Origin of the sequence: Mangrovibacter sp. MFB070 (assembly GCF_000705335.1) — a bacterium.
Classification (GTDB): Bacteria; Pseudomonadota; Gammaproteobacteria; order Enterobacterales; family Enterobacteriaceae; genus Mangrovibacter; species Mangrovibacter plantisponsor.
Genome location: NZ_JJMI01000050.1, coordinates 138403 through 161647, shown reverse-complemented (window position 1 = coordinate 161647; position 23245 = coordinate 138403). Strand labels below are relative to the sequence as shown.

Sequence of the window (23245 nt, the reverse complement as noted above, 5' to 3'; positions counted from 1 at the left end):
CATGCCTAAAGTAAAAAATCAGGGAAATCAGCCAGGTGAGCAGCTCGCCTGCGTTACTGTGCCCGCAATAATGTTTTCAGGCGCTCATTGCGGCAAAACTGCCGTTTCAGCTCCACCACCAGCGGGTTACGCGAAATCACCAGTGTGGCAATAAACGCCAGCACACCCGCCGCAACCTGGGTAGTGAACACCACTCCCAGTGCAGCATGGCCGTGCATTGCCAGCCCCAGGGCGTAGCTCACCACAATGGTGGGCAAAGACAGGTAGAACGGCAGCCAGATACTCAGGGCATACTCTTTGTAGCTGGAGCCCAGCACCGGTTTGATCATCACGAAGTAGCTCAGCACCGTGTTAATGATTTGCACCAGCAAAAAGCCCAGAGTTACCCCCAGCGCGCCGCCCGTCATGCCGCCAACAATAATGGCCGGAATAAACAGAAACGTTTTGAATACGTTGAATTTAAAGCTGATATCCACGCGGGCTTTCGCCATCAGCAAAGAGCCGATAGGGTTACCAATCGCCCGTAACAGACCCACAATGCACAGCAGTTGCAAAATCGGGGTAATGAACGCCCATTTCTCACCGAACACCAGCGGAACAAAAGTGCCGGAAACCACCATCAACCCCAGCAGTGCCGGGAAGTTAATAATCCCCACTACCGAGAGCAGCTTGTAGAAATTGACTCGCAGTTTTTCCGTGTCGTCCTGGATTTTGGCAAATGCCGGGAACAGTACGCGGGTAATAATCGGGTTCAGTTTCATGGGTGGCACAACCGCCACGTTGTACGCCAGGTTGTAGCCCCCGGCCACGCTGGCACCCAGAATACGCGCCAGCACCAAAGTGGAAAGGTTGGTGTTCAGGTAGTTGATAACGCTGTCTGCCGTGAGCCAGGCGCCAAATTTAATATTCGCCGAAACCGATTTCAGGGAGAACATCAGCCCCGGGCGGTAAATTTTGCGGCCAAGAATACCAAATAGTGTGGTGCGCACCGTGGTGTTCACCAGGTAGCCCCAGATGGCGGTCATTGCCACTGGCCAGTAATGGGCGCTCGCCACAGTGAAAGTGAACCCGGAAAGCACCGAGAACGATTCCACCGCGCCAATCTTGCTGAATTCCAGCTCTTTTTGCATCAAAGCGCGGAACTGCTGGCCGTGAGGGATTATCACAAAGGCCACAGACAGCGTCTGGATCAACGGCGCCAGGTCCGGGTTATGCAACACCCCGGCAATCACGTGGCTCAGTGAAAACACCGCCACGCACACCACAATACCAATGCTCACATTCAACCAGTAGAGCGTGGTCAGTTCTAACTGGCTGATGTCTTTGCGCTGAATAATCGAGTTGGCGATACCAAAGTCAGAGAGCGTATCCGCCAGGGCGATAATCACCAGGGAAATGGTCAGCAAACCAAACTGGTGGTTATCAATTATCCGCGCCAGCACGGTCATCTGAATCAGCCCCAGGCTGATAATGGTCAGCGTGGAGATAGCGGACCATTTGGCTCCGCTGATGGTTCTCTCTCTCAGGCTCATTAGTAGGCCGCCTTATTCACAAAGCCCTTGAACACAGTGAGAAAAACAATTTTGATGTCCAGCCAGAGGCTCCACTCGCGGATATACTCCAGGTCGAACTCAATACGTTTTTCCATTTTTTCCAGGGTGTCGGTTTCCCCACGCCAGCCATTAATTTGCGCCCAGCCGGTAATGCCAGGTTTCACTTTATGGCGCAGCATGTAGCCTTCAATCAGGCTGCGGTACTGTTCGTTGTGCGCCACAGCATGGGGGCGCGGGCCAACAATCGACATGCCACCGGTCAGCACGTTAATAAACTGCGGCAGTTCGTCCAGTGAGGTACGGCGCAGGAAGCTGCCCACCCGGGTTACGCGCGGGTCACTGCGGGTGGCCTGGGTAACCACACTGTCGTTTTCCATGACGCGCATCGAGCGGAATTTCCACACTTTGATGGGTTTGCCGTCCATGCCGTAACGGGTCTGGCGGAAGATAATCGGCCCCGGTGAGCTCAGTTTCACCGCGGCGGCAATGCAGCACAGCACAGGCGAAATCAGCAGCAAAATAAAGGCCGACAGGCAGATATCTTCGATGCGTTTAATCACGCTGTTCACCCCATTGAGCGGGGTATCAAATACCGAAACAACCGGCACGCCATTTACGTCAATGGTGCGTGAATGCAGGATGTTAAACGTGAACACATCCGGGATAACCATAACGGAACAGGTGGTGTCTGCCAGTTGGTGAACCAGCTCTTTGAGTTGCACTTCATCTTTCATCGCCATGGCAATGTAGACGTTGTGAATCTTGCCCGCTTTGGCGTCTTCCACCAGTTGGTCCAGGGTGCCTGCCCAGCGGTCTGGTACCCCGCCCGGCTCCGGGTCGTGGTATACGCCCACTACATCAAACCCCATCCAGGGCTCGTTGCAGAAGGTTTCCACCAGCGACAACCCGGCAGGCATTGCGCCTGCGACGGCCACGCGGCGGGTGTTGTACCCACGGTTACGCAGGAAACCGGCACCATAACGAATGGCGGCCCGGCAAATAACCAGCCCCATCGCGCCCAGCACATACCAGCTTAAATACACCCGGAAGGTGCCGCCAAAATCGTTACTGAAGGCCAGTAAACCGGCACTGAAAATAATGCTGAGGGTCCAGTTCTGTAACAGCAGCCCGATCTCGGTGCCAAAACGCACACCACGCCAGGAGCGGTAAAAGTCGGTAATTCCCCCAACCATTTGGAAAACGACCAGGGTAACCAGTGCCATCAGCAAATGCATATAAAAGAAAGGCAGCGCAAAAAGTTTACAGATAGCCCATAAGCCAACAAACATGATGGTGATATCTGAAAAACGCTGCACCATAGAGATCAACGATGCGTTCGTTTTTATACGGTCGCGTTTTGTGAGACTTGTCATCGTTTTACCTGTCTGCGCAGAAGCGCGCGTTATAGCGGCAGAGTAAGTTGTTTTGTCCATCACCGATCTCCAGTTTGATTCGTCCGTTCCCCCTCAAGCTACGCAGCGTCCTTGCTGCGGCAGGTTGAGGGAGAGGGCCTCAACCCACTCTGCCTGGCGGGTTACTGATTCAGCAGCGCCAGAATTTCCTGTGTTCGTGCTTCCATAAGTGCGGTATCCCCACGGGATTCCACATTCAGGCGAACTACTGGTTCGGTGTTGGAGCTGCGCAGGTTAAAGCGCCAGCCACCCAGCTCCATGCTGATACCGTCGGTATGGTCAACGGCGCTTGCCTGGGGTGCGTAATGTTGCTCCACGCGGGAAATCGCGGTTACCGGCTCAGCCAGTTTGCTGTTGATTTCCCCGGAGGCCGGGAACGCAGTCATGCGGTCGCGCACCATTTCGCCCAGTGATTTGCCTTTCACGCTTAACAGCTCAGCCACCAGTAACCACGGGATCATGCCGCTGTCGCAGTAGGCAAAATCACGGAAATAGTGGTGGGCGCTCATTTCGCCGCCGTAGATGGCGTCTTCCTGGCGCATACGTTCTTTAATAAACGCGTGGCCGGTTTTGGACATCACCGGGGTGCCGCCAGCCTGGGTAACGATATCCACAGTGTTCCAGCTCAGGCGCGGGTCATGAATGATTTTCGCCCCAGGCTGTTTTTCCAGGAAGGCTTCTGCCAGCAGGCCAACAATGTAATAGCCTTCAATAAACTGGCCGGTTTCATCGAACAGGAAGCAGCGGTCAAAATCGCCATCAAACGCGATACCCATATCCGCTCCGTGCTCAATCACCGCGTTACGGGTGTCGTCACGGCATTCCGGCAACAAGGGGTTAGGGATCCCGTTGGGGAAGTTGCCGTCCGGCGTGTTGTGCACTTTGATAAAGGTCACTGGCACATTCAGTGCTTTGCAACGTGCTTCAATGGCATCCACCACCGGGCCTGCTGCCCCGTTACCAGAGTTCACCACCAGTTTGAGGGGTTTGATGTTTTTCACATCAATGTAAGAGAACAGGTGGTCGAGGTAGGCTTCACGGGTTGCCACCTGCTGGTAGCTGCCGCGTTTGGCCGGGTCAACCGGTGGGAAGTCGTTAGCTTCCGCCAGGCGCTGGACATCACGCAGGCCGGTGTCGCCACTGATTGGGCGGGCGCCTTCGCGCACCAGTTTCATGCCGTTGTAGTCCATCGGGTTGTGGCTGGCAGTCACTTCAATGCCGCCATCCACACCCAGGTGCCAGGTGGCAAAATAGATCTCTTCGGTGCCAGACATCCCAATATCCAGCACGTCCACACCAGCGTCTTGCAGGCCGCGGGCCAGTGCCAGTTTCAGGCTTTCACTGGTGAGGCGAACATCGCCGCCCAGCACAATACTTTTCGGTTTGAGGTATTCGCCATAGGCCCTGCCAATACGCCAGGCAATATCTTCATTCAGTTCATCACCCAGGCGGCCACGAATATCATAGGCTTTAAAACAGGTTAATTTGCTCATCGTTTTCCCTTCTTCAGGCAACAGTCAGCCTTCCGCAGGCGCGGTGCGCACTGCAGTTGAATAACGCTTTTTATTTAAATTCGCCCGTAACGGTCGGCTAACCGGATTACGTCGTCTTCTTCAAGGTATGCGCCACTGCGCACTTCAATCAGGTCCAGTGGGATCTTGCCGGGGTTTTCCAGGCAGTGTGTCACGCCCAGCGGAATGTAGATGGATTCGTTTTCACCCAGCAGTTTTACTTCTTCACCCAGTGTGACTTTGGCGGTGCCTGCCACCACAATCCAGTGTTCGGCACGGTGGTGGTGCATTTGCAGAGAGAGCCCTTCTCCGGGTTTCACTGAAATGCGTTTCACCTGGTAGCGGTCACCGGCATCTATTGAGTCGTATTTGCCCCACGGGCGGTAAACTTCGCGGTGTACCCGGTGCTCCTGGCGGCCAGTCTGCTTGATTTGCTCAACGATTTTTTTCACGTTCTGCACGTGGTCACGGTCGGCAATCAGTACCGCGTCTTTGGTTTGCACCACAACCAGGTCTTTCACCCCAACGGTGGTAACCAGGCCGGATTCGGCATACACATAGCTGTCCTGGGTTTCATGGCAGATAACATCGCCGTGGCGCACGTTGCCATCTTCCCCTTTCGGGCTGATTTCCCACAACGAAGACCAGGAGCCAACATCACTCCAGCCTGCGTCCATTGGCACCACCACTGCATCGGCGGTTTTTTCCATTACCGCGTAGTCAATGGATTCGTCCGGGCAGGCCAGGAAGGCTTCTTCTGCTACACGGATAAAGTCCAGGTCCGGGTCAACGCCGTTCATTGCCTGCTGGCAGGCATCGAGAATATCCGGGCGGAATTTGGCCAGTTCTTCCAGGTAACGGTCGGCACGGAACAGGAACATCCCGCTGTTCCAGTAGTATTCGCCGGTATTCACATAGTTTTGCGCGGTTGCCAAATTTGGTTTTTCAACAAACTGCGCCACGTTAAAGGCCACGGCATCGGTCGCGTCGTTAGTCAGGTTATGCACTTCGCTGCGGCGAATGTAGCCGTAACCCGTTTCCGGCTGGTCTGGCACAATGCCGAAGGTCACCAGTTTGCCTGCTTCGGCAAATGGCATGGCGGCGCGCACGGCATCGCGGAACGCGTCTTCATTCTGAATAACGTGGTCTGCGGCCAGCACCAGCATCAGCGGGTTGTTGTCCGGGCACTGGCGTTTGGCGGCCAGCGCGGCCAGGGCAATGGCAGGCGCGGTGTTGCGCCCGGCCGGTTCCAGAATGATGTTTTCTGTCAGCATGTGCAGCTGGCGTAGCTGTTCCGCAACAATAAAACGGTGTTGCTCGTTACAGATAACCACCGGGCTTTCACAAGGAATGCCGTCCAGCCGGTGCAGTGTGGACTGTAACATTGTCAGGTCCCCTTTCAGGCAGAGGAACTGTTTAGGATAAAGTACCCGGGACAGTGGCCACAGGCGGCTACCGGAGCCCCCGGCCATAATGACCGGATAAAGTAATGACTGACTCATGATTTAACCCCGAATATCAGCGAGAAATTGGCTTAACACGTTCTCTTTTTCGAGCGTGCGTTCGGCATATTCACGTGCCACCGTGTTGTCCTGCGGCATGTTCAGGGCATGAATAATCCCTGCTGCCAGTGCATCGGGTGATTCTGGTTCCACACACACGGCAATACCCGGCACACTGGTGCATAACTGGCCCAGTTCGGTTTCCGGCTCGGCAGTAATCACCGCGTTACCGCCAACGGCGAGAATATTGGTGAGTTTGGAAGGCAGTACGGCATCCGCCGCGCCACGGCGCTGGATAACCAGGTGGCAATCCCCCATACGCAACAATGCAGGTAGCGCTTCATAGGGTTGCAACGGGAAAAACCGCATATTGTGCAGGCCGCGCTCCTGTGCCAGCGCTTCCAGCCGTGCTTTGCCCCCACCCTGGCCGACAATAACGAATACCCAGGGTTCATCTGTGTAGCGTGCAGCCACATCAATCACGCTTTCCAGCCCCTGTTTTTCGCCAATGTTGCCGGAGTAGAGCACCACTTTGTGCCCGTCCGGTATGCCCAGTTGTTCACGCAAGGCATGTGCCGCCTGGTCATCCACCTGGCGAAAGCGTGCCACTTCAGACCAGTTAGGGAAGAAGATGATCCGTGCCGGGTCCACGCCTTTTTCCCGCGCTTTATTCATCATGGAGCGCGAAATGGTAGAAACCCGGTCAACATTGAGCAGGCCACTGCGTTCAAACAGGCTGGCGAATTTTGCCAGCTTGCCGCCCTTGCCCTTCCCTGCCATGCCAAGGCCCAGCATGGCGTCTACTTCGTAGTCCTGAATATGCAGTACCGTGCGCGCTCCGCTGAGTTTTGCCAGCAGGCGCATGCCCGGTACACAAAACAAGGTGGGAACCACGCCAATAATGCGGTCCGGCTTCCAGCTGCGTTGAGCCATCAGCGGGAAAAACGAACTCGCGGCAAAGCTCCCCAGGTGCAGCAGGCGTTTTATCGTTGACGGTTTTGCCGGGACATACAGTGGGCAACGCCATACGGTTGCGCCGTTGCGCTGTTCTTTACGCCAGCGCCAGGATGAATACTCACCCTGCACTTTCCACTGTGGGTAGTAAGGAGGCGCGGTAATCACCCGCACCTCGTGGCCCTGGCTCACCATCCAGTCCACCATTTCACCGGTGTACTTGCCAATGCCGGTCAGTTCCGGTGCATAGTTGATGCCATAGACCAGAATTTTCATAGGCCGGGCACTCCGGCACGGCGTGCCTTGTCAAAATAGGCCAGTGTGTTGCTGTGAACGTCTTCGCTGTTGAGGACGGCTTCAGGTTTCTGCCAGCGCCAGTCGGCATGCTGTTCGTCCGGCAGGTGCAAGTCACTGGTGTTCACTTTCAGGCGGAAACCCAGCACGATGTAATGAGTGGTAAACGCATCACCGGCGAAGTTGTCGTCGTAAAAATGTTGCCAGACGCCATAAAACTCCCCCTGTTCCATGGGAATTTTGCAGCCCAGCTCGCCTTCGGTCAGGCGTTCAAACGCATGGGCCAGCGTCTCGTCTTTTTGCACCCGGCCACCTGGCACAAACCAGTACCCCTGTGCCGGGCGGTTGTTACGCCGCCCTAACAGGTATTCGCCGCGCTCGTTCTCCACGACTAAATCAATGGAGATAAGCGGAGTGCTTTCCACCACTGTGGCAAACGCTTCACGACTTAAAAACATGGTTACCCCCGGAAACGATCCTGGTGTTCAAGGAACCACGCGTAGGTGCTGGCGAGGCCTGCTTCAAGGCCAATTTCGTGGTACCAGCCCAGGCTGTGCAGGCGGGTCACATCCAGTAATTTACGCGGGGTGCCATCCGGTTTGCTGGCATCAAAGACAATACGGCCTTTGTAGCCCACAACCCGGGCAAGGGTTTCTGCCATTTCGCGAATGGTGCAGTCCACACCGGTACCTACGTTAATGTGCGACAGCATAGGTTCGGTGTTTTCCTGCCACACTTCTGCGTCCAGTTCCATTACATGGATACTGGCAGCTGCCATGTCATCCACATGCAGGAATTCGCGCATCGGGTTGCCACTGCCCCACACGGCGACTTCCGGCGCGTCCTGAATGCGGGCTTCATGGAAGCGGCGCAGCAGAGCCGGAATAACATGGGAGTTGCTCGGGTGGAAGTTATCGTGCGGCCCGTACAAATTGGTGGGCATCACAGAGCGGTAGTCGCGCTGGTGCTGGCGGTTATAAGATTCGCACAGCTTGATACCGGCAATTTTGGCAATGGCATAGGGCTCGTTGGTTGGCTCCAGTTGGCCCTGCAGCAGCTCACTTTCTTTCATGGGCTGGTGCGCCAGTTTCGGGTAAATGCATGACGAGCCAAGGAACAGCAACTTATTCACGTTGTTCACATGCGCTGCGTGAATAATGTTGCTTTCGATCATCATGTTTTCGTAGATGAAATCAGCAGGGTAGGTATTGTTCGCCACAATACCCCCCACTTTGGCCGCCGCCAGGTAGACCTGGTCGATGCCTTCTTCTGCAAAGAAGGCATGTACCGCGGCGGAATCGAGCAGGTTCAGCTCGTCCCGGCCACGCAGCACCAGCTCCACATCTTCACGCGGCGCGAGCTGGCGGGCGATAGCCGACCCCACCATCCCGCGGTGGCCAGCTATAAAGATACGTTTTTTTGTCATGCTCAGGACTCCAGGGCGATAGCCACCTCATAACCGTGGGCTTTAAGCAGTGCGTGTTTCTTCGCTGCTTCCAGGTCTTTGGCAACCATTTCAGAAACCATTTGTTGCAGGGTGGTTTCTGGTTTCCAGCCCAGAACTTCGTGTGCTTTGGTTGGGTCGCCCAGCAGGGTTTCCACTTCAGCAGGGCGGAAGTAACGCGGGTCTACTGCCACAATCACATCACCAGGTTTCACTGCCAGTGCATCGTGGCCGGTAACCGATTCAACAATGCCCTTCTCTTCCACGCCTTTGCCTTCAAAGCGCAGTTTGATACCCAGCTGAGCTGCCGCCATTTCCACAAACTGGCGCACGGAATACTGCACACCGGTGGCAATAACGAAGTCTTCAGGTTTGTCCTGTTGCAGCATCATCCACTGCATTCTTACGTAGTCGCGGGCATGGCCCCAGTCACGCAGGGAGTCCATGTTCCCCAGATACAGGCATTTTTCCAGGCCCTGGGAAATGTTGGCGATAGCGCGGGTGATTTTACGGGTTACGAAAGTTTCGCCACGGCGCGGGGATTCGTGGTTAAACAGAATGCCGTTACAGGCGTACATGCCGTAGGATTCACGGTAGTTTACGGTTATCCAGTAAGCGTACAGTTTTGCCACTGCATACGGTGAACGCGGGTAGAACGGTGTGGTTTCTTTCTGCGGGATTTCCTGCACCAGACCATACAGTTCAGAGGTGGATGCCTGGTAGAAACGGGTTTTCTTTTCCAGGCCCAGGAAGCGAATGGCTTCCAGCAGGCGCAGGGTGCCCATGCCGTCCACGTCCGCAGTATATTCCGGAGATTCAAAAGACACGGCTACGTGGCTCATTGCCCCCAGGTTGTACACTTCGTCCGGGCGAACTTCAGAGAGGATGCGCGTCAGGTTGGAGGTATCCGTCAAATCACCGTAATGCAGGTGGAATTTCGGGTTGGTGGTGTGCGGATCCTGGTAGATGTGATCCACGCGCTCAGTATTAAACGAGGAAGCACGGCGCTTGATACCATGTACTTCATACCCTTTGTCCAACAGGAATTCAGCCAGATAAGAGCCGTCCTGTCCGGTTACGCCGGTAATAAGAGCCACTTTACTCATATTCATTTTCCTCTGTGAATAATTATCGGACTTCGTTGGGAGTCTCAGGCTGCGCCTTCCATTGAAGACACAGGTTGGGTATCCACGCGTTTGCGTATCACCACTGCCGGGTTGCCACGGCAAATTGCGTTGCCGGGCAATGATGCAAAAACACTGCTGCGCGCACCCACTACGGTGCCATCGCCAATCGTCAGGCCAGGCGCGACAAATACGTCTGTCGCCAGCCAGCATTTTTCGCCAATCACGATGGGGTGCGCGGAAATATCGAAGTAGTCACTCATGTAGTCGTGGCTGCCGGTGCACAGGTAGCACTTCTGGGACACCACGGCGTTTGCGCCAATGGTGATATCTCCCAGGGTGTACAGTACGGCGTCGTCACCCACCCAGGCGTAATCACCCAGGGTTAATTTCCACGGATAAGTAATTTTGACTGAAGGGCGAATTACCACCCCTTTGCCAATGCGTGCGCCAAATAAACGCAGCAGGAAAGCACGCCAGCGGTACATAATTTGTGGTGACCAGGCAAATAAGGTGGCCTGTACAGCCCACCATAATTGAACTTTAATGCCACCGGCACCACGAAACCCCGCCGGAACGGTGAAATTTTTTAAATCCTGCATAGTTAATCCTCAGCGGTATAGTGCATGGGAACCCCTTCATATCTCAGGTGATTATTGCTAAACCCTGTGTTATATGAATATTTCCAGTATCAACCAGGCACTTCGTCTAAATCAGGCCAATTTAATTATCAGGCTTTGTTATATAAGGCCTTAGCTTTACCTGTCGTTCTCAGGCGCAATTGATAAGACAATTCCGCCCAAAAACCAGGAACATGCAGTATCTTGCGTTGTACAGTTTTTGCGTCCTGACATAATTCAATGTTATTAGAGGTTGAGACACCTCCCATTGAAAATTCAGAAACCAAACATTTGATGCGTTTAAACCGGTAACCTAATTTATACATACGTGCAGTCAGCGCATAATCTGATGACACACGGTATTTCAGGTCATAAGGGTATTGTTTTAAACCATTTACCGGGAAAAATATTGCCTGATGGCTTGCTGGCAGGCTGTGGTAAATATACCAGCCATGTTTCGCAGTGCGGCGTAACTTATTGCCATCGCCAAAATCAAGCAGAGCATCGCCAAGGTACATTACCTTGCCTTTATTACTGTCTTGTTGCATTTGGCGAACAAATTTCGCCACATCGGCATGGAATACGTCACCCGAGTTCAGGAAGATGGCATACTGGCCCTGAGCCATGGCAATGCCTTTGTTCATGGCATCGTAAATGCCTTTATCTTTCTCGCTCACATAACGTAAGTTATACTGGCCATTACAGTTTTCGAGAAATTCTTCCGTACCGTCTTGTGACAGTCCATCTACCACAATCCACTCAAACGGGATACCCGCCTGTTCCAGGTGAGCCAGAGATTGCCAGGTTTTTACAACACCTGCGTAATTTCTGAAAGCAACAGTAATCACACTTAAAAACGCCATAGCGAACCTCTTCAGGATACTGTCTGCGCCAGCGCTTTGCGCAAAATAAACGGGCAGACAATTAAAAACGCATATTCCGGGCTAAAAATTGAACCAGTAAAGAACAATGACAAAGGCATAAATAAATATAACTGCACGCGATAGTTACGGTTATTACCAAAAGCGGCAGGTACCATTTTTGCCACTTTAGTCATGTACCAGACTGTTAAAGCAACTGCGAACCAGGAAAAATAAATAATCAGCAGATACAACCCATTGTCTATGGTTTTACCCACATCCGCACCGTTAAAAATTCCGAATGATGCGACATATTCGTAAAGCGAGCCAAATCGGACTATTCCGTCAATATTGGTTAATGAATAACCCACCATTACCAGTGGACCAATAATACGGTAGTACGAAGAAGACCCGGCTGTTCCCAGATCACCAACACGTTCTGCTATATAAGGGAACCCCAGTACCAGCCCCACCATGAAAACCGTAAGAGAAATAATTGCCAGCGGTAGTTTCTTTCTGATAGCACTTTTATTCAGGTACTGAAATGCCCACTCCAGCAAATAAAACATGATAAACGTCATTACACCGGAAAAGGACCCCGAGAGAACAATCCCTGTAAGAATCATAACATCAGTTTTCGGCGTTTTGATACCAAACTGCTTGATGCTGAGCCAAATTGAGATTAGTGCCAGGGCGAAGAATGCCGGTTCAAAATACAGTGCTGTGGTACGTTTCCCACCAAAGCTAATAAAATTGAGTACATAGCTGTTACTGTATATGAGAAATTTGGATATATTCTCAATCAGGCTACTGCCGCCAGTGAGTAATATTTGCGCCATTTCTGCCGCGGCTATCATCACGATAATCCCTACCACCACATAAAACGCCCGCAACAGTTTGCGGTGGTTACGCAGTGAAATAGGTTTAAAGCGGCAACTCCATGTCATACCGATTATCACAACGATGTAGACAAACAACAGCGTTGAGGTGACGTACTTACTGGCATCCAGTGATTTGCCGAAAATGTAGTTGTAAATTGTCAGCCCGGCGCCAATGCCCAGTGCGACAAACAGCTTTTTAAGGCTGATACGCTCTAAAAACAGCAGCAAAATAGCGGGCATGAATGTCACTACCGTTATTGGGAAGCTGGCACCGATTTGCGCCAGCTTCACGTTCACCACCAGGTAGGTGAACGGCAGGATAAGGTAGCTACAGACTCTGATAGAACGAGACATATTCCTCCAGCATCTGTTGCCCACTGAACGCTGCGCGGCTGCGTTGTTTGAAATCATTCAGAGATGAACCAAACAAAGTTTGCGCCAGTTCACCCCGGCGCTGCGCCGCCAGCCCACTCGCCTGTGCTTTATCCACCGTGACACCCTGCACTTTGCTGAGCACTTCCTGCGCGGCTTCACTGTGGGTGGCAATGACCGGTAAACCAATAGACAGCGCTTCACACAGAATTAATGGGTAGTTATCTACCCGGGAGCTGAACAGCAGTGCATCCAGTTGGTTGAGTTCCTGCATTAACGCGGCTTTGTCAGTCAGAAAACCGTGGTTAACTACGTTCGCGCCTTCAAAAGGCGAGAACTTGCCAAAGGTGTGCACTTCCACATCGCCGCGGGCAATAATGTCGCGCACCAGTTGCTGGTCAGTTTTGCCGTCGTAGCGTAAATCATGAGCCACCACAGCCAGCCGTGGTTTGCTGTTTTCCGCCGGTGCATCTGGCAGGTTTGCCAGAATGGTTTCGGTAGCCAGATCTATTCCGTTATTGATAACCTGGCAGCGCCCTGCCCCATACAAGCTGTTGAACGCCTGCGCCACATGCTGGCTGGGGGAAATAAACTGGCAGCCCAGTGCCAGCATGGTATTGATCAGGCTGCGTTTTTTATCTATGCGCTTCGCTGCCAAATCGACTTTTACCGGCGGGTAGTTATTCAGCCCCGGGCACGCCTGGCAGCCTGTTTTCCAGCCATCACAGCCATCGAGAAATGCGCAACGCCCGGTAATACTCCAGTGGTCGTGCAGGGTCCATACCAGGGTGGCATCGGGTTTGGCGGCTTTCAGGCGGCGGCAAAAATCCACCACAGAAGCAAAGTTAAGCCAGTAGCTGTGCAATACGTGAAAATGTAAAACCACCGGGCCTTTCGTTGCCAGCAGGCGGCTATACAGGTTGTTCAGGTTGCCGAACGGGTCGCGGTTCAGAACCCGAAACAGCGCCAGGTTAATCATGGAAACCAGTTGCGGTGTGTGTTTTTCGGCATGGGGGATGTTATCGTGGCTGACACTTTTCTTGCCGCCCTTGCCGTAGCCATAAATAAAACGAGACTGCCAGCCCTGCTTAAGCGCACGCTGGTGCAGATCCAGCGCGACCCCGGCCGCGCCGCCTTCTGCCAGGCGTACATTAAATTGCAGAATATTCATTTAATAACCTTCACTCGCGCTTTTTCACCTGTTACCAGCGCGTTATCCGGAATGCTGTCCAGTACGACGCTTCCCGCGCCAATCGTCACATTGTTGCCAATGCTGATATCGCCTATCAGGATGACGCCCGCGCCCAGTTCCACACCGTTTCCAATTACCGGGCAGGCCAGGCTGTCTGGCCCGCGGTTACCAATGGTGACACCGTGACGAATAGTGAAATCATCTCCGGCAACCACAAATTTATTGATAACCACTGCGTAACCGTGGTGAATAGTGAAACGGCGGCCAATCGTGGCGGCGGCCTGGATTTCATAACCAAACAGGCATTCAGTGATAAAGCGGTACAGCAGGAGTAATGGTGCTGCCCAGATATTGTTAATCACGCTTTTTTTGCGCCATACGGAGCAAAAGTGAGCAAAACGGTACGCCACAACCATGCAGCACGGGCGCAGGCTCCAGCTATTTGCGCGTAAATCTTCCAGCAGCATTTATTTTCCTCGCAGCCCGTACGCCAGACGGCGTGAATTACGCACAGAGAACAGTGCCAGCAGTGTACGCAGTGACATCCGTTTGTTGCGGATTTGGTACAGCGTGAACAACTGGTATTTCTTGCTGGCTTTGTCGAATTTGCTTTTGTGTTTGCGGTAGAAATTGAAATAGCCGGAGAACTGTTTCGGCGATTTGGTTATCTGCATTTCACCGTGGTTGATGTGCAGAATTTGCGTGGCTTCTTCCACTTTCCAGGGTTCGCCCCACGACATCACCATACGCAGGAAGATGTCGTAATCCTGTGCGGCACGCAGTTGGGTATCAAACAGGCTTTCTTTAAAACGGTTTGCCAGCGAGAACACCTGGTTGCCAATAATATTGCGTTTAAAAAACAGCTTGCGGGAATACGGTGATTTTGGGTACAGCGGCAGGCTGTTGGGCTGGGTGTACACTTCGCCCTGGCAAATGTAGTCGTTGGCGTATAAAAACGCGTGGCTCACCAGTTGGTGTTTTTGCGCCAAAAATGAGGAAAGCCGGTTTGGCATCCACTCATCGTCGTCGTCAATGCCGGTAATATAAGAACCCTGGGCGCGTAAAATCGCCTGGTTACGCACGGCACAGGCACCACTGTTGATGTCGTTGTGAATATAAGTCAGGCGCGGGTCGTTAAGCGATTCGACAAAAGCCTGTAACTGGTCCCAGGATTCGGAACAGTCATCCACAATAATCATTTCCCAGTTGTCAAAATCCTGGCGCAGCACTGATTTAATAGCGCGAATAGCCAGTTGCTGACGGTTCCACGTCGGCATATAGATAGATACCAGAGGGCGCGATGGTGTGGTCATCTTTCCATTCCCCATTAGCTGAAAGTGAAAAGTCAGGTTGGTGTCCGGTTGCAGGTGGCGGCACCGCCCGCAGGCGGTACCGGTTCACATCAGCCGGTTATTTGGCATCCGATTTATATTCGTATTCGTAGTAACCGTAATCCTGGTAACCCGATGCGCGGCGGAAGATGGAGTTCAGAATCACCCCTTTCACCTGAACGCCGTTCTGTTCAAAGCGACCAAGGCTGGTTTCCACTTCTTTCAGGGTGTTGACTGCATAGCGTGCCACCATCAGGGTGGTACCGGCATGGCGGCCAACAACAGCGGCATCCGTTACAGCAAGGATTGGCGGTGTATCAATCAGTACCAGCTCGTAGTTCTTGCTGGCCCAGTTGATAAGCGCTTCGAAACGTTCACTCATCAGCAGCTCTGACGGGTTCGGTGGGATTTGCCCACGCGGGATCAGGTCAAAGTTGGCAATGGTGGTTGGGCGTGCGGCTTTTTCCAGCGGGCTGTTATCTGCCAGCACATCCGACAAACCATGCTGGTTGCTGCAACCCAGCAATTCGTGGGTGTAGCCTTTACGCATATCACAGTCGATAAGCAGCACTTTTTTATTGGTCTGGCTGATAACCGCGGCAAGGTTGGCACACACAAACGTTTTACCAATGGACGGGCTGACCCCGGTCATCATCAGGACGTTGTTGGATGCCTGCATCATGGCAAAGTGCAAGCTGGTGCGCAGGCTGCGTACTGCTTCAATTGCCAGGTCAGTTGGGTTACCCACCGCCAGCAGTTCGCTCTGCTTATAGCGCCGGTTGGTTGCACTGCCTTTGAGGTGCTTAACTTTACTGCCGCTTTTCCCGGCGTTATCGCGCGCTTTTTGCCATTCAGACAGCGGGATACTGGCGTACACACTGATCCCGGCTTCTTCCAGCACTTGCGGACTTTCAATACCGCGGTTCAGCAGTGAGCGCAGCAGAACACCAACAATGGATAACATCAGCCCCAGAATAATGCTGCCGAGGATAACCAGCGCACCACGGGGTTTTACAATGCCCGGTTCGGTGACCGCAGGGTCCACAATACGCACATCGCCAACGGTACTGGCTTTCTGGATTTTCAGTTCTTGCTGGCGGTTCAGTAATTGCATGTACACTTGCTGGCCGGATTCCACATCACGGGTTAACTGCACCACTTCTTGTTGGGTTTTCGGCATTGCAGCAATGCGTTTACCCAATTGCGCTTTTTCGTTTTCCAGCACCTGGCGCTGTTCAAGCAGGGTGCGGTAAGACGGATGCGCTTTGGTGTACAGCTTGGAGATTTCTGCTTCTTTGAAAGTCAGTTCATTCAACTGGGAATCAATGTTCACCATTGAATCCAGCACAGACTTCGCTTCCAGTGATAAATCCACAGAATCTTTCTGCTGGCGATAAGTGTTCAGTTTGCTTTCAGCGGCATCCAGGTTATGGCGTACCACTGGCAGTTGTTTCGCCAGGAAGTCGAGGCTTTTCGCCGCTTCTTCAGATTTACGCTCAACATTCTGTTCAAGGTAGTTACGGGTAATGCTGTTGAGAATTTCACGGATCTGGTCGCGGTCTGCCCCGGTATAGGTCAGGCTGAGTACCCCGGTATCTTTGCCGTTTTCAGCCACTGTCAGGCTGTTGGTCAGCTGGTTTATCATGCCCAGCGTGGAGTATTTGGTAACGGTAAACTCGCTGCCTTCGTGAGCATTAATCCCGGATACCAATAAAGTCAGACCATTTTTAGTTAATGGCTGCCCCACCCGCCCTTCTGCACTGAAACCGTTGTTACTGGTAAAGCGGTAGCGGGTTGGGCTAAGCACCTCCAGAGTAAACTCGTCTTTATGCATGGCTTTCGGCACGTTAAAGGTGCTGACAGTCACGCTTTCATTCTGCCGCCCCATTAACCGGTCCCAGCCGGCACCGAAAACAGGGAACGTTTTCTTTTCAACGTCAATGTCCAGATTCAGGTCATCAACCGTTTTCCCCAGAACCATACGTGAGGTAATCAGTTGCATTTCTGCATCGGACTGTGGCGCTTTGTTTTGCAGTGCAGAGTTAATGTCCTGCACCAGAGAACTGCTGCCATTCTGTTCGATTTGCACCAGTGCGTCGGCTTTGTAAATCGGCGTCGCGAACATGACATACGTTACCGCAACCATGGCAAACAACGCAGTGATGCCAAGTACCCACCAACGGGCTTCAATCACGGTACCAATCAGACGACCGATATCAATCTCGTCGCTGCCATCAGACGAGGCGGAGGCGTGTTTAATGCGTTCTGTCATTGTTATCCCTGCTGAACTGTCAGTGCGTCCGCCCACTTGCGGGCAGAAAGGTCAAGAAGCTCATACACCGCTTCAAATGCCTCCTGGCTTTTGCGCCAGGGGTCCGGAATTTCACGTTCACTGTCCCAGTGACCAAACAGCATCACTTTGCCACGCATTTCTGGCGCCATTTCGCACAATGCGGCGATATGACGGCGTTCCATAGTGAGGATAAGGTCGTAGTTGCGGCACATTTTGCCTGACACCTGGCGGGCGCTGTGCCCGTCCAGAGAGAGGTTGTGCAGACGGGCGACTTTCGCCGCCGTCGCATCAGCATGCTTGCCGACCAGGGCGCCTAACCCGGCTGAATCCACGTTAAGCTCTGGTTGGTACGCTTTCAGTAAACGTTCCGCAGTTGGGGAACGGCAGATGTTCCCCACACACACCACTAGAATTTTATTGAACATAAGCGGTTACCAGTTATGAACGTCACTCGCCGCATTAATCATGTAGCGAACGCCTGTTATCGTCGGTACCAGTTGGTTAACCAGTCGACCCCAACGCGCCACTGGCGCTGTCGTGACATACACCACGTCGTAAGGTTGCAGGCGGAATTCTGTCGCCATCACCAGCGATGTGGCATCAGACATATCCAGCTGATAGATATTGGCAATTTTCCCGTCTTTGCTGTTACGAATAGGACGAATTACGAAGATGCCACTGGCATTGGCGCTGGTCAGGTCGATACCTTCTGCCTGGCCGAGTGCTTCGGTCAGTGTCATGCCGCTGAAATCCATTTTGAGCGTGGTCTGTTTTTTCACTTCACCCATTACGAAGACTTTCAGGTCATCGTTACGTGGCACAAACAGAATGTCGCCGGGGTACAGTAAGTGGTTCTGGCTCAGGTCGCCGTTTTGCATCAGCGCCTGCAGTGAAATGCGTTGTTCGCGCCCGTTGTGGGTCAGTACCACATTGCGCCAGTCGGCCATATCGGTCAGGCCACCTGCCGCATTCACCGCATCAAGAATAGTCAGTGGCACATTGGTGATCGCCTGTTGGCCGGATTTCAGCACCTGGCCGGAGACATAAACTTTCTGCGAGCGGAACGCAGCGACATTAACGTCCACCTGCGGGTCAGTAATGTACTTCGCAAGGCGGCCGGTAATATCACTACGGATTTCACTCAGGGTTTTCCCTGCTACGTAAACTTTGCCGATATAGGGATAAAAGACCGTGCCATCCGGGGCAACCCAGTTACCGGTGTCGCTGGAGCTACGGTACTGGCCTGCCGGGGTGGTCAGTTCAGGGTGGTCCCATACAGTGACGTTAAGCACGTCGCCCGGGCCAACCCGATACTGGTAATTCGCCATTTCTTGTTCAAGAGACGCATTGGGTTGAGCCACTTCCGGGCGGGGGCGTAATTCTTCAACCAGACGAGGCGTCAATGGATAGACGTTTACTAACTTATCCAGATCAAAGTCAGCGTCCTGTTGTTTTATCACATCTTTTCCCATTGTAGACATGTTGCTACCTGGAAATACTGTACAGCCACTCATCAGGCCCACCGATACCAGCAGGGGCATCAATTTTAGTCTGGATATCATCATTGAATATTAATCACTATGGTAGAGTAATTATCCTGAACGCTGCTGATAGCAACATTACCGCTAACTTAAAAAGAGAATGCGATGCTTATACATAAAATATAACTGGCATCAGTCCTAAAATTTGCTTATTCACCCTCAGAACATTGACAGAATAATTATTGGATATTAGGGGCTTCAGGCACGCTACCGCCCTTGGCTTGCAGTTACCAATCTACTGAAAATTCATTGCCTTGCAATGCACGCAACGGTGCTGAGATGCACAAAAATACTGCAGTGAAATATCCGGCCATACATCTGTTAAAAATATCTAATTTGGGTGTTCTTAATGCAAAACTCATTTAACACCTGATGGATTGTTGCAGCTAAATAAATAGCAGGCAAGGTACGATACCCTGCACCAGTGGTTTTTAAGAATAATATTAAGCACTCATATTTTGATTTTTAGGATTTTCTTCATATTGACAACAAATAATAAGAGCAATATTTATCCAGAAATCAACCAGTCAAGGTGATATCTATATGGCATTATTCCTAAAATATATTCAATCAGTATTAATATCAGATTGTGAAGCTGAATACTCATCTCCAATAAATTCATTCACCTGCATATTTGTTATTAAGACAAATCTCAGTCATTGATTGATTTTTTGGCAAGCTTTCTCCATGATTCCGAAAGAAACAACACATTGGGGTAATTAACTGATTATGGAATGGTTGGCAGACCCTTCAATCTGGGCCGGACTGGTGACACTGGTGGTGCTTGAGCTGGTGTTGGGCATTGATAACCTGGTGTTTATCGCGATTCTGGCCGAACGGCTCCCACCCCGGCAACGCAACCGGGCGCGAATCACCGGCCTGTTTTTCGCCATGCTGATGCGCCTGGTGTTACTGGCTTCGCTCTCCTGGCTGGTCACGCTGACCCGGCCATTGTTCACATGGCAGGCATTCAGCTTCAGCGCACGCGATTTGATAATGCTGGCAGGCGGCCTGTTCCTGTTGTTTAAAGCTACCACAGAGCTGAATGCCCGGCTGGAAGGAAAAGAGAGCGACGCAGATACCCACCGGCGTGGTGCTTTTTTCTGGGCCGTGGTGACACAAATTGTTGTGCTGGATGCGGTGTTCTCTCTTGATTCAGTGATTACGGCAGTGGGCATGGTCAATGAGCTGGGGGTTATGATGGCCGCAGTGGTCATTGCCATTGCGCTGATGATGCTGGCAAGCCGGCCACTTACCGCCTTTGTGAACCAGCACCCCACTATTGTTATTCTCTGCCTGAGTTTTCTGCTGATGATTGGCTTCAGCCTGGTGGCCGAAGGGTTTGGCTTCCTGATCCCGAAAGGCTACCTGTATGCCGCAATTGGTTTCTCTGTACTGATTGAGATTTTTAACCAGATAGCATGGTTTAACCGGCGGCGCTTTTTGCAGGCCAACCACTCACTGCGCCAGCGCACCGCTGAGGCAGTAATGCGCCTGCTACGCGGGCGTAAAACCGATGAAGTGCTGGATGAAGAAGCGGCTGCGCTGAGCGAGGATGTTCCGGTACCTGTATTTAACCCGCAGGAACAAATGATGATTTCCCGGGTGCTGAATTTAAACCACCGCAGCGTATCGAGCATTATGACTTCCCGCCATGATATTGACCTGCTGGATGTCAATGAAGCGGAGCATGCTGTGCGTGACAGGTTGCTGAAGAACCAGCATACCCGCCTGGTGGTCAGTTCAGGGGACGATGAGATTATCGGTGTTGTGCATGTTATTGATTTGCTTAACCAGAGCTTCAGTGGGCATCCGCTGGATATTCAGGCTCTGGTGCGCCAGCCTCTGGTGTTCCCGGAAACCCTGGCGTTATTAAGTGCGCTGGAGCAATTCCGTTCAGCACGCACCCATTTCGCGTTTGTAGTGGATGAATTTGGTTCCGTGGAAGGCGTGGTGACTTTAAGCGATGTGATGGAAACCATTGCCGGTGACCTGCCCAACGAGGCAGAAGATGTTGATGCCCGCCATGATATTGAACGCCACCCGGATGGCAGCCTGACAGTTAACGGCCATATGCCTCTGGATGACCTGGTCCACTACCTGCCAGACCTGCCGCTGGAAGAAAAACGTGATTACCAGACAGTTTCTGGTTTGCTGATGGACGAACTACAGCACATTCCTGTTGCCGGGGAAGTTGTGCGCCTGGGGAATGTGGTATTTACCACGCTGCAGGTTACCCACCACCGTGTGGAGCGGGTGCATGTTGTGGCAGTGCAGCCAGACGAATCACCGGAATATGAAGTGTAGCCAGGAAGTGTAGTTATGAGAGGGGTTCACAAAGCGTAGTGTAATGTAAGATACAGTGTGCCTCAGGCAACGCCGCAACCCACGGTTAAAACCGAAAATTGATTCGCCAGAAATAACAAAGTTAACGCCCCGCCGTAATCGTGCGGGGCGAAACACTATTATTTATCCAGCAGTTTTTTCAGGTCCTGCGCTTTACTGCTCTCTTTGTTACGCTCAGCCCAGGCTTTTAACCGGTCACGCGCTTCGTTTTGCAACTGGTTACGCAATACCTGGTTAACATCAAGTGAGTAATTCATTGACTGCCACGGGCCATAAATGCGCAGCGGAATGGCTGTCTGGCTCAGGGTTTGCGTCAGTTTGCTGTCACCTTTCCAGCCCCCGGTAATACGAATCATAAAATTGGCGTCAGACGCTTCTTTTACCAGATCCATACTGCTGTTCCCGGAAATATTCATAACGGCGGACGAACCCTGGATATTGCTTAAATCCAGTGTGCCGCTGTCTAACGCCAGGTCGGCACTGAAGTCAGCCAGAAGTGTGTTATCACTATTGCCGTTATCACTGCTTTCCTGGATACGGCTGTCTGCCCGCGCAAAAGCCTGGGTTACCAGGCGCTGGAAGTTCAGCCCTAACAGGCGGCTATGTGTCATGGAGAGTGCCCCTTCCCCCTGCCAGTTGTGGCGAAATGCTTCGGCATCCAGTTGGTGGCCGGAAAAACGCCCGTGCAGGGAAATCGCCCCTTCCAGAGCAATGGGGTAGTCGAATGCAGAGAGCACCGGGCCAATTTCCACGTTGTTGATAACCGGGTTGAATGTCAGATTCGCGACATTTTTCCGGGCATCCACGGTTCCCGGGAAAGACAGCGTCCCCTGCCCTAATTTGCCTGTAAGCTGGTTTACCGCCAGCACGCCATGCTGGTTTTCCATATCTGCGGCGACATTGGTGAAATCCAGCCCGCGCCAGCGTACTGAATCTGCAGACAGCCTGAAGTGGGCATCAAAATTCCACAAACTGGTGAATGGCCCGTCAACCGTATCTCCGGCAATAACCGGGCGTGGTAACACCACCTGCCCTGCTGGATTGCTGTTTTGCGCAGACGTGGGCGTTTCTTCGGTATCCGGCTCGCCTATCAGTTCATCCAGGTTCAGGCGGGCAAAATGCAGTTGGCTGCGAATATCCGGTTTTTTCCCCATTGCCAGGGTCAGCCCGCCATCCACTTCGCTATTGTTTGCCGTCAGTTTCAGCCCGGATACCGACACCTGCTCAGGCAACCCCTGCCAGCCAATGTCCAGGGTCCCCTGGCCGCTAACCCCTTTAGCAGGCAGATCAGCACCCGTGAGCTGGTAATCAAGTTGGGTAATTTTGGCGCTGAAGCTGCGGGGCAGGTTTTGTACATCAAGCGTGCTTTCCAGAGAAACTGACAGATCACGCTGGTCGCGGTTAATACGGCTGGAGAGCGACACACTGGCAGTACGCAGGGCGCTGTCGACCGACATATTCAGTTGTAAGTCCCGCACGGTTACCGGGCTACTGTTTTTGTCCTGCGGCTGGAAAACCAGCAGGCTGTCTGCCAGTTTCAGTTTTGCCAGGCTCAGCACCCAGTTCTGGCCAGTGCCGCCGGATTCAGCGGGGCCTTGTGGTGCCACCGGGGCACCCTGTGGCGCGCGGGCAGCGGTATCGGGGGTTACCTGAACCACTGCGCCTTTCAACATAATTTGCCGGACATCAAGCCGGTGAGACAACAACGGCAACAGGCCGACATCCAGCCGCATGTTATCGGCTGTTACCACCGGTGCAGAGGCACCCGGCGCTTTCAGCGAGATTCGGCCAGATAAAATGCTGAGCTGCGGCCAGACATGCCAGCGCAAAGGCCCGTTGAGTGAAAGCTGGTAGCCACTGCGTTCCTCAACCTGGTGGACCATATACGCCCGAAAGTCATTAGGGTTAACCAGCAGCACCAAAGCCGACAGGCCAGCCACAATCACAACCAGCAAAATCATCAACGTTGTTAAAAAACGTCTCATGCTACCCTCATTCGTTCCCCCGGGCGTTTA

19 protein-coding genes are annotated in these 23245 nt (G+C 52.7%); 1 reads left to right on the top strand and 18 read right to left on the bottom strand.

The annotated features are described in order from the left end of the window. Window positions 1-53: 53 nt before the first annotated feature. The 17 genes from DT73_RS21695 to DT73_RS21615 all read right to left on the bottom strand — a co-directional run bounded on the left by DT73_RS21695 (window position 54) and on the right by DT73_RS21615 (window position 18908). Window positions 54-1532, bottom strand: a complete 1479-nt coding sequence (locus tag DT73_RS21695) for an MOP flippase family protein (RefSeq protein ID WP_036115084.1) — start codon at window positions 1530-1532, stop codon at window positions 54-56. Further along, window positions 1532-2926: an undecaprenyl-phosphate glucose phosphotransferase gene (gene wcaJ / locus DT73_RS21690; RefSeq protein ID WP_036115324.1), complete on the bottom strand. Its 1395-nt coding sequence runs from the start codon at window positions 2924-2926 to the stop codon at window positions 1532-1534. Before wcaJ ends, DT73_RS21695 begins: the two co-directional genes overlap by 1 nt. 161 nt (window positions 2927-3087) lie before the next feature. Continuing rightward, on the bottom strand, window positions 3088-4458 hold the full coding sequence (gene cpsG, locus DT73_RS21685; protein WP_036115080.1) for a colanic acid biosynthesis phosphomannomutase CpsG: 1371 nt from the start codon (window positions 4456-4458) through the stop codon (window positions 3088-3090). A 74-nt stretch (window positions 4459-4532) separates the two neighbouring features. Next, entirely contained in the window at window positions 4533-5978 is a 1446-nt protein-coding gene (gene cpsB / locus DT73_RS21680) for a mannose-1-phosphate guanyltransferase (RefSeq protein WP_036115077.1), read from the bottom strand. Between the two features lie 3 nt (window positions 5979-5981). Next, the gene (gene wcaI / locus DT73_RS21675; RefSeq protein ID WP_036115074.1) at window positions 5982-7208 is read right to left on the bottom strand and encodes a colanic acid biosynthesis fucosyltransferase WcaI; all 1227 of its coding nucleotides are present in this window, start codon (window positions 7206-7208) and stop codon (window positions 5982-5984) included. Further along, window positions 7205-7684, bottom strand: coding sequence for a GDP-mannose mannosyl hydrolase (locus DT73_RS21670; protein WP_036115071.1), 480 nt, complete (start codon window positions 7682-7684; stop codon window positions 7205-7207). The genes wcaI and DT73_RS21670 overlap by 4 nt, the downstream gene beginning before the upstream one ends. 2 nt (window positions 7685-7686) lie before the next feature. After that, window positions 7687-8652 carry a GDP-L-fucose synthase gene (locus DT73_RS21665; RefSeq protein WP_036115069.1) on the bottom strand — a complete coding sequence of 322 codons (966 nt, stop codon included), beginning with the start codon at window positions 8650-8652 and terminating at the stop codon, window positions 7687-7689. A 2-nt stretch (window positions 8653-8654) separates the two neighbouring features. After that, complete coding sequence (gene gmd, locus DT73_RS21660) at window positions 8655-9776, bottom strand: GDP-mannose 4,6-dehydratase (protein ID WP_036115066.1); 1122 nt, start codon at window positions 9774-9776, stop codon at window positions 8655-8657. A 44-nt stretch (window positions 9777-9820) separates the two neighbouring features. After that, the gene (gene wcaF, locus DT73_RS21655; RefSeq protein WP_036115062.1) at window positions 9821-10396 is read right to left on the bottom strand and encodes a colanic acid biosynthesis acetyltransferase WcaF; all 576 of its coding nucleotides are present in this window, start codon (window positions 10394-10396) and stop codon (window positions 9821-9823) included. Window positions 10397-10524: 128 nt separating this feature from the next. Further along, window positions 10525-11277: a colanic acid biosynthesis glycosyltransferase WcaE gene (wcaE, locus tag DT73_RS21650; RefSeq protein ID WP_036115059.1), complete on the bottom strand. Its 753-nt coding sequence runs from the start codon at window positions 11275-11277 to the stop codon at window positions 10525-10527. Window positions 11278-11288: 11 nt separating this feature from the next. Next, window positions 11289-12509, bottom strand: a complete 1221-nt coding sequence (gene wcaD / locus DT73_RS21645; RefSeq protein ID WP_036115054.1) for a colanic acid polymerase WcaD — start codon at window positions 12507-12509, stop codon at window positions 11289-11291. Further along, window positions 12484-13698 carry a glycosyltransferase gene (locus tag DT73_RS21640; RefSeq protein WP_036115050.1) on the bottom strand — a complete coding sequence of 405 codons (1215 nt, stop codon included), beginning with the start codon at window positions 13696-13698 and terminating at the stop codon, window positions 12484-12486. The genes wcaD and DT73_RS21640 overlap by 26 nt, the downstream gene beginning before the upstream one ends. Next, on the bottom strand, window positions 13695-14183 hold the full coding sequence (gene wcaB, locus DT73_RS21635) for a colanic acid biosynthesis acetyltransferase WcaB (RefSeq protein WP_110025050.1): 489 nt from the start codon (window positions 14181-14183) through the stop codon (window positions 13695-13697). Before wcaB ends, DT73_RS21640 begins: the two co-directional genes overlap by 4 nt. 3 nt (window positions 14184-14186) lie before the next feature. Then, window positions 14187-15032: a colanic acid biosynthesis glycosyltransferase WcaA gene (wcaA, locus tag DT73_RS21630; RefSeq protein WP_036115043.1), complete on the bottom strand. Its 846-nt coding sequence runs from the start codon at window positions 15030-15032 to the stop codon at window positions 14187-14189. Between the two features lie 97 nt (window positions 15033-15129). Continuing rightward, window positions 15130-17322, bottom strand: a complete 2193-nt coding sequence (gene wzc, locus DT73_RS21625) for a tyrosine-protein kinase Wzc (protein WP_036115040.1) — start codon at window positions 17320-17322, stop codon at window positions 15130-15132. Window positions 17323-17324: 2 nt separating this feature from the next. Next, window positions 17325-17768 carry a low molecular weight protein-tyrosine-phosphatase Wzb gene (gene wzb, locus DT73_RS21620; protein WP_036115035.1) on the bottom strand — a complete coding sequence of 148 codons (444 nt, stop codon included), beginning with the start codon at window positions 17766-17768 and terminating at the stop codon, window positions 17325-17327. A gap of 6 nt (window positions 17769-17774) precedes the next feature. Further along, entirely contained in the window at window positions 17775-18908 is a 1134-nt protein-coding gene (locus DT73_RS21615; protein WP_036115032.1) for a polysaccharide export protein, read from the bottom strand. A gap of 705 nt (window positions 18909-19613) precedes the next feature. Here DT73_RS21615 and DT73_RS21610 point away from each other — a divergent pair. Next, window positions 19614-21191: a TerC family protein gene (locus DT73_RS21610; protein ID WP_036115030.1), complete on the top strand. Its 1578-nt coding sequence runs from the start codon at window positions 19614-19616 to the stop codon at window positions 21189-21191. A 158-nt stretch (window positions 21192-21349) separates the two neighbouring features. Here the strand turns inward: DT73_RS21610 and asmA are convergent, their stop codons facing one another. Further along, window positions 21350-23215 carry an outer membrane assembly protein AsmA gene (gene asmA, locus DT73_RS21605; RefSeq protein ID WP_036115028.1) on the bottom strand — a complete coding sequence of 622 codons (1866 nt, stop codon included), beginning with the start codon at window positions 23213-23215 and terminating at the stop codon, window positions 21350-21352. Window positions 23216-23245: the final 30 nt, after the last annotated feature.

Excerpts from the sequence above, each read along its gene's own strand:
- DT73_RS21695 (WP_036115084.1), bottom strand. The coding sequence starts at position 1,532 with ATGAGCCTGAGAGAGAGAACCATCAGCGGAGCCAAATGGTCCGCTATC.
- wcaJ (WP_036115324.1), bottom strand. The coding sequence starts at position 2,926 with ATGACAAGTCTCACAAAACGCGACCGTATAAAAACGAACGCATCGTTG.
- cpsG (WP_036115080.1), bottom strand. The coding sequence starts at position 4,458 with ATGAGCAAATTAACCTGTTTTAAAGCCTATGATATTCGTGGCCGCCTG.
- cpsB (WP_036115077.1), bottom strand. The coding sequence starts at position 5,978 with ATGAGTCAGTCATTACTTTATCCGGTCATTATGGCCGGGGGCTCCGGT.
- wcaI (WP_036115074.1), bottom strand. The coding sequence starts at position 7,208 with ATGAAAATTCTGGTCTATGGCATCAACTATGCACCGGAACTGACCGGC.
- DT73_RS21670 (WP_036115071.1), bottom strand. The coding sequence starts at position 7,684 with ATGTTTTTAAGTCGTGAAGCGTTTGCCACAGTGGTGGAAAGCACTCCG.
- DT73_RS21665 (WP_036115069.1), bottom strand. The coding sequence starts at position 8,652 with ATGACAAAAAAACGTATCTTTATAGCTGGCCACCGCGGGATGGTGGGG.
- gmd (WP_036115066.1), bottom strand. The coding sequence starts at position 9,776 with ATGAGTAAAGTGGCTCTTATTACCGGCGTAACCGGACAGGACGGCTCT.
- wcaF (WP_036115062.1), bottom strand. The coding sequence starts at position 10,396 with ATGCAGGATTTAAAAAATTTCACCGTTCCGGCGGGGTTTCGTGGTGCC.
- wcaE (WP_036115059.1), bottom strand. The coding sequence starts at position 11,277 with ATGGCGTTTTTAAGTGTGATTACTGTTGCTTTCAGAAATTACGCAGGT.
- wcaD (WP_036115054.1), bottom strand. The coding sequence starts at position 12,509 with ATGTCTCGTTCTATCAGAGTCTGTAGCTACCTTATCCTGCCGTTCACC.
- DT73_RS21640 (WP_036115050.1), bottom strand. The coding sequence starts at position 13,698 with ATGAATATTCTGCAATTTAATGTACGCCTGGCAGAAGGCGGCGCGGCC.
- wcaA (WP_036115043.1), bottom strand. The coding sequence starts at position 15,032 with ATGACCACACCATCGCGCCCTCTGGTATCTATCTATATGCCGACGTGG.
- wzc (WP_036115040.1), bottom strand. The coding sequence starts at position 17,322 with ATGACAGAACGCATTAAACACGCCTCCGCCTCGTCTGATGGCAGCGAC.
- wzb (WP_036115035.1), bottom strand. The coding sequence starts at position 17,768 with ATGTTCAATAAAATTCTAGTGGTGTGTGTGGGGAACATCTGCCGTTCC.
- DT73_RS21615 (WP_036115032.1), bottom strand. The coding sequence starts at position 18,908 with ATGATGATATCCAGACTAAAATTGATGCCCCTGCTGGTATCGGTGGGC.
- DT73_RS21610 (WP_036115030.1), top strand. The coding sequence starts at position 19,614 with ATGGAATGGTTGGCAGACCCTTCAATCTGGGCCGGACTGGTGACACTG.
- asmA (WP_036115028.1), bottom strand. The coding sequence starts at position 23,215 with ATGAGACGTTTTTTAACAACGTTGATGATTTTGCTGGTTGTGATTGTG.